This window comes from Flavobacterium sp. FlaQc-49 (genome assembly GCF_044005985.1).
Lineage (GTDB): Bacteria > Bacteroidota > Bacteroidia > Flavobacteriales > Flavobacteriaceae > Flavobacterium > Flavobacterium cupriresistens.
The window spans coordinates 706,433-719,301 of sequence record NZ_JBIPCS010000003.1; the positions used below are offsets into that span (position 1 = coordinate 706,433).

Below are 12,869 nucleotides of genomic sequence, written 5' to 3' on the forward strand. Positions count from 1 at the left end.
GGTTTTCCTGTTTTAAAATTTCATTCGATGTCGCGGCAAATGAATTTCATGTTCCTGCGGATAAGGTTTTCGATGCGTATTACTGATATCTTCTTTAATTTGATTTTGAGTTTTAAACTGATGTTCTTTCGAATCGCTGTAACGCGGATCAGGAATAAAAGGCATTTTAGCCATTTTGTTAATGGTAATAGTCGGAAAGTGATAATCAACTTCTACAGTACCTAATAACAAATAACAACCTCCACCCTGAAACGGGTACTGGATCAGACTATCCGGAAAATGTGCCGTATCAAAATAAGTTCCTTCATTGTCCACCCAGGTTCCGAAATACATAGCTCCTTTTTTAGTGGGTACGTGTTTTCTTGAAATTAAATACGCCAACATTCGGACTTGTTTTTTATGATGAACCACAAGATCTTTGGCCATGACATCACCGCGGTATTTGGTTTGCAATAAATCAAAAGGAGAACAGGAAACGGGGAAACTCAGCAGCTCTATTTCATCAAAAGCATCTTCAAAAAAAGAACGTTCCAAAGTCGGAAGTTTGTATTCTTTGGCTGGTTCCTGCAAGAGCATCAGGCTTCTGTTTTCGGGTTTGAAATTCGTTAAAAGCAAACTGGCCACAACCAGAAGTTGATTTTTGGTTTTTCCTGTAAAGCGAAAAGCACCAATAAAAATCAAAATTTTAATACCTTCCAAACCAATTGGAATGCGATTGATGAAATCCTCCAAAGAGGTAAAATCGCCATTTTTAGCACGATCGGATATGATGAGTAAGGTTATTTTTGATTCTAAACGCTCCAGATGCATAAAACCTAAATAAACAGCAGTGCCATATAAAGTGGTTTGGTAATCGCTTTTGTTGACACAAGGATTCTCAATCGTTGCTCCCGACATACGTGTTTCGTGTACATAAACTTCGGTTCTGTAAAAACCACCCTGATTGTTGATTACCGCCACCATAAATTCGATAGGATAATTAACCTTCAAATACAAACTCTGATAACTTTCTACGGCATAAGAAGCGGAGTGCGCTTTACAAAAAGAATAACCCGCAAAAGATTCAATCTGACGGTAAATTTCTTCACTAAGCGCCTGAGGATGCCCTTTTTGGGCACAACAGGCAAAGAAATTGTCTTTTACTTTTTGTAGTGCTGTTTTAGATCTGCCTTTACCGGACATGGCACGACGCAGGATATCTCCGTCGGCAGCAGGAAGACCTCCGTAATGCAGGGCGATTTTAATCACATCTTCCTGATACACCATAATACCGTAGGTTTCTCCGAGCTGCTCTTTAAATACCTCATGGAAATACTCAAACTGATTGGGGTGATTGTGGCGAAAAATATACTCTTTCATCATTCCGGATTGTGCTACACCGGGGCGAATAATAGAGGAGGCGGCCACCAAAATTTTATACGTATCACAATTCAAACGGCGCAATAAACCACGCATGGCTGGGCTTTCAATATAAAAACAACCAATGGTTTTTCCTTGAGCCAGATAAGTATTGCAAACGGCTTCGTCTTTAGAAATAGCGGTGTTGCGAATGTCAACTTTAATGCCTCTGTTTTTTTCAATAAGTTTCACACTGTCATCAATATGACCAATACCACGCTGGCTTAGAATATCAAATTTTTCAAAACCAATATCTTCCGCTGTATGCATGTCAAAAAGAACAATGGGGAATCCTTTTGGAGGCATTTCCAGAGGCGTGTAGTTTGTTATCGGTTCTTCGGATACGATAATTCCGCAAGAGTGCATGCTACGTTGATTGGGATATTTTTCGAGAAGCATACCGTATTCCTGCACCAATTTTACAATTGAATTTGGTTCGTGCAGATTCATTGGATTTTTGGCGAGTTTGTCAAGTTCTTCTTTTGGAAGACCAAATACTTTACCCACTTCGCGAAATATAGAGCGGTATTTGAATTCGACATTAGTACCACAAAAAGCCACATGATCCCTGCCGTATTTATCGAATATATAGTGAAGAATGATATCGCGTTCTTTCCAGCTCCAATCGATATCAAAATCGGGAGGACTTTTACGGTTGAGGTTTAAAAAGCGTTCAAAATAAAGATCCAATTCTATCGGGCAGATATCTGTAATACCTAAACAATAAGCAATAATACTATTGGCACCGCTACCACGGCCAATGTGCATAAAACCCTGACTGTTGCTGTATTGTATGATATCCCAGGTGATTAAAAAATAACCGCTAAATTCCAGTTCGTCAATTACTTTGAGTTCTTTTTCGATGCGTGATTTTGCCAAAGTATGATTTTCGCCATAGCGCCAAATCAATCCTTTTTGCGCCAGCTCCGTTAGTAAAGCAAAGTCGGTCTTGCGATCGGTAGTAAAAAACTTTTTATTTTTTGGAGTTTTAAAGTCGTAGGTGAAATTACATTCGTCAATAACCCTTTGTGTATTGGCAATAATTTCCGGATAATCGTCATAAGCAGATAAAAGGGACGAAAGAGGAAACATTACTTCAGAAGTGCTGCAATAATCAGCCTCAGTAAGTTTAGACAGTATGTTGTTGGTGTCTATGGCACGTAAAATTTTATGAAGATTAAACTCTTTTTTGGTTTGAAAAGTTACGGGCTGTAAAACAACCATTTTTTGGATTTTAGTTTTCCATTCTTTTAGAAAAAGCTTTGGTAAATCTTCAGGTCGAATTCCGATAAATTCATTTTCGCGAAGAACAGCAGGAGCATTTTCTAAAGGATAGATAAGAAAGACAGCTTTAAATTCGGGTGCAATTTGAGGTAAAGATTCTCCGCTGAAATTATGTGCCGTCAAAAACCGATTCATTTCTGCAAGACCGTCTGCATTTTTTGCCAAACCGATATAACGCAATTGATGTTGTGAACGAAATTCGATACCAATTAAAGGTTTTATACCTTTTGGTTCACAGCCTTTTATAAAATCATAAATTCCGGTGACAGTATTAATGTCGGTAAGTGCCATGGCTTTTACATTGCATTCGACGGCCTGCTCAAGAAGTTTCTCAAGAGAAATAGTGCCATAACGCAGCGAATGAAAAGAATGACAGTTGAGATACATTAGAGGTGGCGTTTTAGAATTTCATTTTTAGTGTTGGGTTTGATAGACGCTCCGGCGCAACGCATAACGGCATCAAAACCATAACGGCTTTTCATTTTATCCATAGCGGCATATAAAGACAACATTTCCTGAGTGTCTTCAAAAAGATCAATTTGATAGGTGCCGCGAACGAGTCCGCTAAAGCGAATGCCAATCAAGCGAAGACGCATACGACGCTGATAAACTTTATCGAATAAATCGTTTACGTTTTTATTTAAAATATGATCTGCTGACGTATAGGCGATTTTACATTGCTTGGTCTCGGTGTCAAAATTGGCGTAACGTATTTTAACCGTAATTGTAGAGGTTAACCATTGTTCAGAACGGAGTTGAAAAGCCAGTTTTTCGACCATTCCCATCAGTATTCTTCTCAATTTTGGAATATCGATCGTGTCCTGAGAAAAAGTATGTTCGGTAGAAATCGATTTTCTTTCAGAATAAGGTTCCACCGGAGTATTGTCAATGCCGTTTGCTTTTTTCCAGATGTCCAGACCATTTTTTCCGATCATGCGTTGCAGTACTTCGGCGGGCATTTCGGAGAGGGTTTGTATCGTGCGAATTCCGATTCGGGATAAGAGCTGAAAAGTTACATTACCAACCATCGGTATTTTCTGAATCGATAATGGATTTAAAAAGGCTTGTACTTCATGTTCCGGAATTTCTAAATTTCCTTTTGGTTTGCCTTCTCCGGTTGCAATTTTAGAAACGGTTTTATTGACAGATAAAGAAAAACTAATGGGAAGTCCCGTTTCTTTATTGACCGCTTGCGCCAGTTCGTTGGTCCATTTATAACTTCCATGAAAACGATCCATACCGGTGATGTCAAGATAAAATTCATCGATACTGGCTTTTTCCATAATGGGCGCCTTTTCCTGAATTACCTGAGTAACATTATGTGATAATTGAGAATATAATTCCATATCCCCTTTGATGATTTTGGCTTGCGGACAGAGTTTCATCGCCATATAAATGGGCATGGCAGAACGAACTCCGAAATGACGTGCTTCATAGGAGCAGGAAGCAACCACACCACGGTCACCGCCACCGATAATTAGCGGAATACCTTCTAATTGAGAATTGGTGAGCCTTTCGCAGGACACAAAAAAAGTGTCCAAATCCATGTGTACAATTGCCCGTGCCATTTTTTTGTTTTTGAATAAGACAAAATTAGTACAGGTTGTAACAAAAATGATTATATTTGTTGTTCCAAATTATAACAAAATAAATTATGTCTTTATTTTCAGATAATATCAGGGCCCTACGGGTAAAGCATAAAATTTCGCAGGAGAAACTTGCGGAAAACCTTTGTATCACAAGAGGAAGATATGTTAAATATGAAGACGGAACTTCTGAAGCGCCGTACGATATCTTAAAGCTGATTGCTTTATATTTTCATACCAGTATTGATTTGTTATTGTCTGTTGATATCCGCAAAATTGATATTGAAAATTTGATAAAACTGGAAGGCAACCGACTTATTTTACCCATTCAGGTGGATCATTTTGGAGAAAATTATATCGAAATTGTCACCCAAAAAGCCAAGGCTGGTTATTTAAACGGTTATTCAGATCCGGAGTATATCGAAAATTTGCAGCAAATTTCATTGCCTTTTTTGGGACCAGGAAAACACAGAGGATTTCCGGTAGAAGGAGATTCGATGCCGCCACATGAAGACGGAAGTATTATCATTGGCCGATATGTAGAAAGGCTGGGAGAGGTGTTGGATGGAAAAACCTATATCCTGATTACCAAAAATGAAGGTATGGTGTACAAACGCCTGAATAAAAACAAAAAAAATGCATTGGTTTTAGAATCCGATAATCGTTTTTATCCCAATTATGAAGTCAAAGCTTCTGATATTTTGGAAATTTGGGAATACGAATGCAATATTGGCCGCAGCGATAAACGTCATGAATTAACAGAAACTCAGAGTATGAAAGAATTGCTTTTGGAGGTGAAACGGGAAGTCATGGAGATTAAAAGTAATACTCTGAGTGGGAGTTAAAGTTTTAGGTTAATTGCCTTTTACAATAGCCGAAGCAATTTGCCCGCAATGATGTGAATTGTGAAAAAGAATGATAGACAATAGTCTGATTCTTGATACCGTTCCCAAAAAAGGAGCTTCTGTTTCTTCAAACCAATCTTTGTCCGAAGAATTTTCTATTACAGCTTCGAGTGCTTGGTATCCTTGTTCCAAAAGGGCGCGACTTGTTTGCAGATCGTACTCTTCTCCGGTGTCGGATTGTCCTATGGTCGTGTTCTCTACGTTGGTTTCAATCCCGAAAGATTGGCCTAAAATAAGGGCAGTTTCTCCAATATGTCTGTAAATGAATCCGACAGAAGCTGTTTTTTCATTCAATCTGAAACGAATGTTTTCGGCACTTATGTTTTTAAAAGTAGCATAACAATTGGATCGGTTTTGATCTAAAAGAGCAAGTAGCATTTCTTTTTGCATGATTTTTAATTTTGAAATTAATCTTTCTTTTTGTTTAAAATAGTTTCCAGTTTACTGAGTTTATTTTCCCAGAATTGATCAAAATGACTGATCAGCGCTTTTACGTCATTAAATCCTTTTTGGTTTAAAATACAATGGCGTTCCCGTCCGACTTCCTGAATCGAAATAAAGCCGGCCTGCTGTAATATTTTAATATGTTTTGAAACCGCAGGGCGACTCATATCAAAATTTTCAGCCAAAGCATTTATGTTGTAACTCTCTTGGGTAAGTAATTGCAGAATTTGCCTGCGACTCGGATCTGCAATTACTTGTAAAGCATCAAAATTTGGGATTGACATTATTTTGTATTTAAAGCATTAACTAATTTTTCCATGATTTTAAGCCATCCGTCGGTCATTCCGTTAAGGATTGAGATATTGGCTTCTTTAAATCCGGTGTGGAGAAGATGTAATTCGGTTCCGTTATCTTTCTTTTCGAGTGTCCATTCTACAACGGTATCAAGTGTGATTACCTTATTTCCGGGGCCGGCTGTCCAGCTGTAAACCAGTTTTTGATTAGGGATGATTTCTAAAACTTTACAGTGCATAATTCCGTCAAGATCTAAACTCGGAATCGGATTGGTGCGAAAGGTAAACTCGTGTCCCAAGGCAAGTTTAAAATCATTTGGCATGATCCATTGTGCGATTAAATCGGCATCGGTTAAATAAAGCCAGATTTCTTCGGGAGATTGGTTGTAAAACCATTTGTGTTTGATTTCTGTTTTCATAATTAAGTAACTTTAAGGTTACGTAAAATTACATGTAACTTTTGAGTTACGCAAATATTTTTGAAGTTTTTTTTCGTTGAATGGTTTTTAAGTGCTTTGAATGTCAGTTGTTTATGATGGGCCTTCGGCTTCGCTCAGACTGACAGCGTTAGTTTGATGAGTGTTAGTTTGATGAGTATATGTGATAAACGGAGTGTCCCCCTGAGCGAAGTCGAAGGGCTTATTAGCAAGAAGGGTCTTCGGCTTCGCTCAGACTGACATTAGTGTTACAAGTGGATTATGGTTTAGAAAACTTTTACATAACTTAATCCGTATTGTTGTCCGTTGTAGAAGGGCGCAATCATCGAAGTCGAATTATGTTCAGAAGCTGATTTACCGAATAGTTTTTTTGTGATATAAGGATTCATCCAATAGGCGATTTTGGTACTCAGAATTCCGATTCCAGCTCCGGCTGCCACATCGGTTAACCAATGGCGATTGTTGTAGATTCTAAAAAGTCCGGTTCCTGTGGCTACGGCATAACCGGCAATTCCGTACCAAATGGATTTGTCTTTGTATTCCTGCCATAAAAATTCGGCTCCCGCAAAAGCAGTTGCGGTATGCCCGGAGGGAAAAGAGTTATTCGAACTTCCGTCAGGTCTGTCTTCGTGTACAATTGATTTTAAACCCAGAACAGTTGAGGCCATAATGACGTACGAAGTCACAAAGATCACAGAACGGTCGCGCATGTTATTTTTTCCTTTTACACCAAAAGCATTTAAAGCATAAACCGAAGCAGCAGGCGCATATTGCGAGAAATCATCAATGGTAATTTTCTGATCGATGTCTTCTGTAACTTCTTTGTTGATCTGCGAATTAAAACTTAAAAGCTGATCACTTTCCAGACCAATTACCCCATAGCCAATTAAAACACCCGGAATAATCAATTGCTTGTAATTGAACTTCAGATGGTGCGATGCCGTGCTGTCAATTGAAGCAATAGAATCTGTTTTTTGTGCTGTAGCAGAAAAAACACCGAATAACAATACCAGGGAAATCGTTTTGTAAAACATAGCTGATTGTCTTTATGATTTGCAAGTATAACGAATGATTTTGGGAACTATTTTTCGCTTAATTCAACCTTAAGTGAATATTAATCTGCTGGCTTTTAAAGAGGCATTATATGGAGGATACAGAATAAATATACATGAAATTCCGAGTAAGAGATAAGGACTTTAGAAGCATAGAAATCCTCAGCTTCAATCAGACCGATGGTGCTAATAGAAACGACAATGTAAGAATAATAATGGTAATAAACAATAGGCTAGGCGTTTAGTGAAAACCAAAAAGTACTTCCCAAGCCTAAATTACTTTCTACACCAATGGTACCGTTTTGGGCTTCGATAAATTCTTTACTGATGGCTAAACCCAATCCGGTTCCGGATTTTTGACTGCCCGGGATTTGAAAATATTTGTCGAAAACTTTGTTTTTGTATCTCGCATCAATACCTTTTCCGGTATCGATAACCTGAAATACGATTTGGTTGTTTTCTCTTTTTAGTCTGATGATAATGGTACTTTTTTCAGACGAATAGGTAATGGCATTTGATAAATAATTAATCAGAACCCAGCCCGTTTTTTCACTGTCGGCTTTTACTTCGCTTAAATTTTCATCGGCCTCAACGACTAATTTTATCTGCTTTTGCTCGGCTTGTACTTTTACGGCTTCGGTAGCGTAATGTACAATAGCGTAGGGGTTGCTTTTTTCGATATTCAATTGAATATTTCCCGTTTCTAATTGCGATAGATTAAGTAATTCGCCCGTGATTTTCAGTAACCGCTGACTATCGTCTTTAATGCTTTCAACCAACTGATTCTGATCTTCATTCATTGCACCGGTTTTAGCATTTTGCAGCAATTGGAGACTCAGTTTTATAGAAGCAATTGGGGTTTTTAATTCGTGAGAAACGGTTGCGATAAAATTAGTTTTGGCAAAATCAAGTTCTTTAAAAAGGGTAATATTTCGAAGAATAATAACATCGCCAATATTGATTTCTGTTTCTTCCCCTGTTGGAGTTATCGTAATATTAATCGTTTCTTTATCAAAATAACTTTCTTTTCCGTTGGCGAAAATTTTCATAGGCTGCTTTTTCTGCAATTCACTAGCGGGTTCTTTTAAAATCAGTGAACGCATTAAATCATTCGACAAAGCCAGGTCGGGAGCCAATTTCCCGATAATATCTTCCGATTTTAAACCTACAATTTTCAAGGCTTCATCGTTTGCAAACAGAATCAGTCCTTCATTATCTAAACCAATAATAGGATCGTGCATATTATTGATGAGCGTTTCCAGTCGTTTTTTCTCAAAGAAAAGCTTGTACAAGTTACTGTTATTGTATTCCTCGAGTTTCTGCGCCATTGTATTAAACGATTTGGCGAGATCACCATACTCATTATGGCTGGTGAAATGTACCCGTTCGGAATAATTTTTATTTGCAATTTCCTTGATGCTGAGTGTTAATTCCTTAATTGGATTCGCAATATTATTCGGCAGATTAATCAGTAAATTAAAAGCAATCAGAAAGCACAAGGTACCAACAACAGCAATTAGTATATTGGCATTTTCGGCGGTATGTTTGGCGATATCACTTTTTTGCTTAATTGAATTCAGATTCAATTTCATAATCATAAAAATGTTCTGTCTGATTTGTTTTTTGACTGTTTCATCAGAATTGCTTTTTTCTAAAAGAGCAAAATTCTTTTCGAGGCTATCGGTTGCCTCTTTTTCTCCGGGCTCGGTAATATTTTGAGTTTGTTTTTCGAGATTGCCTTTAAAATTATGAATGGATTTATTCGTATCTGCTACAGCTTCATCTAAAGACAAAATCATATTTCTGGAATATTCCAGCGTATTATAATTGTCTTCCAGAATATTTTCGGTGTCTTGTTTTATTAAAAAGACAGAGTAGGCACTCACTAGCGAAAGTATAATGATCATTAAAAATAACAATCCAACTCCAAGATTCAATTTGGTTTTAATTCTCATGACTTATGTTTTTTTGAACCATATAAGTGATGTAAGTAAATATAAGTGCTATTTAAAAACAAGACTTGAACGAGTTCATATGACTTATATGGTTTATTTTTTTTGCAATAGCCAAATTCAATTTGGTTTTAATTCTTATGATTTATGTTTTTTTGAACCATATAAGTGATGTAAGTAAATATAAGCGTTATTTAAAAACAAAACTTGAACGAGTTCATATGACTTATATGGTTTATTTTTTTTTAAGATAAAATAACAAGGTCAACATTCGATAATGACAGACTATTTAATAAACGTCTGAAAATCGTTGTTGACAAAATTACTTTAAATAAATTCAAATGTGGTTTTCCAATGCAGACAGTTGTAATTTGTTTTTGTTCAACTGTCATTAGAATGGCATCGGCTATGTTTTTGTGTTCAATTTTAATTACTTCTGCGCCTAATTGTGTAGCCAGTTTAAAATTATTAATTAGATGACGTTGCTTGTCTAAAGGGATTTTTATGGGATTTTCTTTAGGTGTTTCTACATACATTACACACCAGCTACCGTTGTAATAACCCGCCAGTCGCGCTGCTTTTCGGATTACAATTTTGGCTGTTTTATCATTACTACTAATGCATGCCAGAAGTCTTTCATGTTTCAGTGCGTGTAATTGTGGTATTTCATTCTCTACTTTTCGGACTACCTGACTTGCGACTTCTTTCAAAGCCAGTTCCCTTAGCTGCAGAATCTGTTCTGATTTAAAAAAGTTTGTCAAAGCCGTCTGAATTTTATCAGCCGTATAAATTTTTCCTTCTTTCAAACGGGCAATTAAATCCTCTGCAGTCAAATCGATATTCACAACCTCATCTGCAATTCGCAAAACATTATCCGGAATTCGTTCCTGTACATCAATACCGGTAATGCGTTTTACATCTTCGTTTAAACTTTCAATATGCTGAATATTAACGGCCGAAATCACATTGATTCCAGCTTCGAGGATCTCTAAAACATCTTGCCAGCGTTTTTCATTTTTGCTTCCTTCTACATTGGTATGTGCCAATTCATCCACAATTACGACTTCGGGTCTCAGGTTGATGATGGCTTGTACATCGAGTTCTTCGAGCTCTTTGCCTTTATAGAAAATAGTCCGCCTCGGAATCAGGGGCAGACCAAATAATAATTCATGTGTTTCTTTCCGGAGGTGTGTTTCGATATAGCCGATTTTCACATCAATTCCGTTTTTCAATAGTGAATGTGCTTCCTGAAGCATTCGGTACGTTTTGCCCACACCGGCGCTCATGCCGATATAGACTTTAAACTTTCCTTTTCTTGATTTCTGAATTAAATCGAGGAAGTGTTGTGCGTTATTTTCTTTTTCCTGTTTCATAGTGTTTGCCACGAAGGCGCTAAGACGCAAAGTTTTTTTTATACCACAGATTTCACAGATTAAAATGATTTTGAATCCGTTTAATCTGTGAAATCTGTGGCAGATACTTACTAAAAAGAAATCGCCAACGAAGTCGTCACAAACGTATTCGTATCCGTTGGAAGATCATTTTTTGTAAAAATTTCATCTTTACTCGAAAGATTTCTGGCTTCTATTCTAAACATTACATTATCGGTAACCAGGTAATCAAAGTTAGCTGAAAATCCGTAAGTTTTAAAACCATTTGGAGTTTTGGTTGAGATAATTACCCCTTTTTCATCGCTGTAATATTCGCCTCTTGCTGCCAATTGAATTTTATCGGTTGGTTTGTACTGTAGAATTACAACAGGAGAAAACCAAGTATCGTATTTGTTACTGTTTTTAGCCGATTGCTGAGAACCTACATCAATACCGGCTGTTAGGTTTGTTTTATCCGTTAGTTTAAATTGTCCGTAAAAATTATTAAAATAGCGCCATTTTTTGTCAATGTCAGGTTGTTCATTTCCCACATAAGTACTCCAGTTTAGCGTTGCTCTGTCCGATGGTTTGTAGGTAACCTGTGTCCCGAAAGCAGGTGTTTGATTTCCTTCTATTTTCTGGATTCTTTGCCATCCGTTCAGATACATTCCGGCCAAATACCATTTTCCGGATGCGGAGGTATAGCCAATTTTTACTCCTGCTTCATAATAAGGGGAGTTTTCTGCTAAAATACTTCTGGTTAAGTTGGCACAATCTTTTCCAATAGCGCTTTCAAAACCAAGATGGGAAGGCATGATTCCGGCATCGATCCATAAGTCATGATTTTTTGAAATTTTTACACCAACATTTGCTTCATATACGTTTTTTAATAAATCCTGTTCTGCTGAGAGATTATATTGGGCGTATGTCCCAGCCATCAAAGCAAAATTCCCACGGACATTTTCTTTGCTGTAATTCACTTTTGCTAAACCCAGATTTAGGTTTACTTCGTTACTTCTGTTGTAATTGTAGATAAAACCGGGGCGGGTATGATCTTCCGGTTTTGCAAAATCATAACTATAATAAACTTCAACATAGCCGGAAAACGTAAACGGACTTTTGGATGTTTCCTGAGCGTGTAAATTGGTAAAGCTAAAAGCAATTAAAGCGGTAAGTATTATTTTTTTCATTTTATTTTTATTTGGTATTCGAATTTTTAAACCTGACAGGTTTCCAAAACCTGTCAGGTTTAGAAGTTGTTTTTATTTTAAAGTATCTAAAGCGACATTCAATTCCAGAACATTAACCGTTGAAGGTCCAACAACAGCGGTATTAATTTTAGATTCAACCAAGGCCTTTACTTTTTCTTCAGGCAATTTTCTTTCTTTGGCGATACGTTTTACCTGAATTAAAGCGCCTTGTGGAGAAATATTCGGATCCAGTCCGCTTCCGGATGCTGTAACCATATCAGCGGGAATTTCAGATTTTCTTAAGTACGGGTGTACAATCAAGAAAGTGTCAATTCTTTTCTGAACCAAAGACAAATACTCTTTGTTATCAGCTGCTTTGTTGCTTCCGCCACTTCCTGCAGCATTATAATCTACAGCCGAAGGCCTTCCCCAGAAATAATTGGACTTATCGAATTTCTGACCTATTTTTTGGTAACCAACCACTTTTCCGTTAACCGAAATAGTTTCTCCTTTTCCTTGATTTGGGGCAAATTGGGCAATTCCGTAAACTGCTAAGGGATAAATGACTGCGAATAAAACCACAATTAAAAGAGTGAATTTTACGATTGAAAAGATATTTTTCATTTTGAGTTTTTTTTTAAGATTCTAAGGTTCTGAGGGACTAAGTTTCTGAGTTTTTTTCTTAGTGCCTTGCCACTTATAGCGCAGAGCTTTTTTATATGAATAAGTCTTTTTTTTAAGATTCTAAGGTTCTGAGGGACTAAGTTTCTGAGTTTTTTTTCTTAGTGCCTTGCTACTTATAGCGCAGAGCTTTTTTATATGAATAAGTCTTTTTTTAAGATTCTAAGTTTCTGAGGGACTAAGTTTCTGAGTTTTTTTTCTTAGTGCCTTGCTACTTATAGCTCAGAGCTTTTTATATGAATAAGTTTTTTCTTTTTTTAAGATTTTAAGGCGCTAA

General features: G+C 37.0%; 11 protein-coding genes. 1 reads left to right on the forward strand and 10 read right to left on the reverse strand.

What is annotated here, in order from left to right:
• Positions 1-12: 12 nt before the first annotated feature.
• Both ACHRV3_RS09370 and dinB read right to left on the reverse strand, forming a co-directional pair.
• Complete coding sequence (locus ACHRV3_RS09370) at positions 13-3,069, reverse strand: DNA polymerase III subunit alpha (protein WP_395434050.1); 3,057 nt, start codon at positions 3,067-3,069, stop codon at positions 13-15.
• Positions 3,069-4,250, reverse strand: coding sequence for a DNA polymerase IV (dinB, locus tag ACHRV3_RS09375; RefSeq protein ID WP_047777872.1), 1,182 nt, complete (start codon positions 4,248-4,250; stop codon positions 3,069-3,071). Before dinB ends, ACHRV3_RS09370 begins: the two co-directional genes overlap by 1 nt.
• A gap of 86 nt (positions 4,251-4,336) precedes the next feature.
• On the opposite strand from dinB, the gene ACHRV3_RS09380 reads away from it, so the two are divergent.
• Positions 4,337-5,113 carry a LexA family transcriptional regulator gene (locus ACHRV3_RS09380; RefSeq protein WP_047777870.1) on the forward strand — a complete coding sequence of 259 codons (777 nt, stop codon included), beginning with the start codon at positions 4,337-4,339 and terminating at the stop codon, positions 5,111-5,113.
• Positions 5,114-5,122: 9 nt separating this feature from the next.
• Here the strand turns inward: ACHRV3_RS09380 and ACHRV3_RS09385 are convergent, their stop codons facing one another.
• The 8 genes from ACHRV3_RS09385 to ACHRV3_RS09420 form a co-directional block, all read right to left on the reverse strand.
• Positions 5,123-5,563, reverse strand: coding sequence for a DinB family protein (locus ACHRV3_RS09385; RefSeq protein ID WP_395434051.1), 441 nt, complete (start codon positions 5,561-5,563; stop codon positions 5,123-5,125).
• Positions 5,564-5,580: 17 nt separating this feature from the next.
• On the reverse strand, positions 5,581-5,901 hold the full coding sequence (locus tag ACHRV3_RS09390) for a helix-turn-helix transcriptional regulator (RefSeq protein WP_047777866.1): 321 nt from the start codon (positions 5,899-5,901) through the stop codon (positions 5,581-5,583).
• A complete protein-coding gene (locus ACHRV3_RS09395) occupies positions 5,901-6,329 on the reverse strand; it encodes an SRPBCC domain-containing protein (protein WP_395434052.1) in 429 nt (142 codons plus the stop codon). Before ACHRV3_RS09395 ends, ACHRV3_RS09390 begins: the two co-directional genes overlap by 1 nt.
• Positions 6,330-6,613: 284 nt before the next feature.
• Entirely contained in the window at positions 6,614-7,381 is a 768-nt protein-coding gene (locus ACHRV3_RS09400) for a phosphatase PAP2 family protein (protein WP_395434053.1), read from the reverse strand.
• Positions 7,382-7,632: 251 nt separating this feature from the next.
• Positions 7,633-9,354, reverse strand: a complete 1,722-nt coding sequence (locus tag ACHRV3_RS09405) for an ATP-binding protein (protein ID WP_395434054.1) — start codon at positions 9,352-9,354, stop codon at positions 7,633-7,635.
• A 242-nt stretch (positions 9,355-9,596) separates the two neighbouring features.
• Positions 9,597-10,724 (reverse strand): sensor protein KdpD, encoded by a 1,128-nt coding sequence (locus ACHRV3_RS09410; RefSeq protein ID WP_395434055.1) that lies wholly within the window; start codon positions 10,722-10,724, stop codon positions 9,597-9,599.
• 110 nt (positions 10,725-10,834) lie between these two features.
• On the reverse strand, positions 10,835-11,911 hold the full coding sequence (locus tag ACHRV3_RS09415; protein ID WP_395434056.1) for a porin: 1,077 nt from the start codon (positions 11,909-11,911) through the stop codon (positions 10,835-10,837).
• Positions 11,912-11,983: 72 nt separating this feature from the next.
• Positions 11,984-12,535: a K(+)-transporting ATPase subunit C gene (locus ACHRV3_RS09420; protein WP_395434057.1), complete on the reverse strand. Its 552-nt coding sequence runs from the start codon at positions 12,533-12,535 to the stop codon at positions 11,984-11,986.
• Positions 12,536-12,869: the final 334 nt, after the last annotated feature.

Coding starts and splice junctions, on each gene's coding strand:
- ACHRV3_RS09400 (WP_395434053.1), bottom strand. CDS start 7,381: ATGTTTTACAAAACGATTTCCCTGGTATTGTTATTCGGTGTTTTTTCT.
- ACHRV3_RS09415 (WP_395434056.1), bottom strand. CDS start 11,911: ATGAAAAAAATAATACTTACCGCTTTAATTGCTTTTAGCTTTACCAAT.
- ACHRV3_RS09390 (WP_047777866.1), bottom strand. CDS start 5,901: ATGTCAATCCCAAATTTTGATGCTTTACAAGTAATTGCAGATCCGAGT.
- ACHRV3_RS09420 (WP_395434057.1), bottom strand. CDS start 12,535: ATGAAAAATATCTTTTCAATCGTAAAATTCACTCTTTTAATTGTGGTT.
- ACHRV3_RS09395 (WP_395434052.1), bottom strand. CDS start 6,329: ATGAAAACAGAAATCAAACACAAATGGTTTTACAACCAATCTCCCGAA.
- ACHRV3_RS09380 (WP_047777870.1), top strand. CDS start 4,337: ATGTCTTTATTTTCAGATAATATCAGGGCCCTACGGGTAAAGCATAAA.
- ACHRV3_RS09405 (WP_395434054.1), bottom strand. CDS start 9,354: ATGAGAATTAAAACCAAATTGAATCTTGGAGTTGGATTGTTATTTTTA.
- ACHRV3_RS09370 (WP_395434050.1), bottom strand. CDS start 3,069: ATGTATCTCAACTGTCATTCTTTTCATTCGCTGCGTTATGGCACTATT.
- ACHRV3_RS09410 (WP_395434055.1), bottom strand. CDS start 10,724: ATGAAACAGGAAAAAGAAAATAACGCACAACACTTCCTCGATTTAATT.
- ACHRV3_RS09385 (WP_395434051.1), bottom strand. CDS start 5,563: ATGCAAAAAGAAATGCTACTTGCTCTTTTAGATCAAAACCGATCCAAT.
- dinB (WP_047777872.1), bottom strand. CDS start 4,250: ATGGCACGGGCAATTGTACACATGGATTTGGACACTTTTTTTGTGTCC.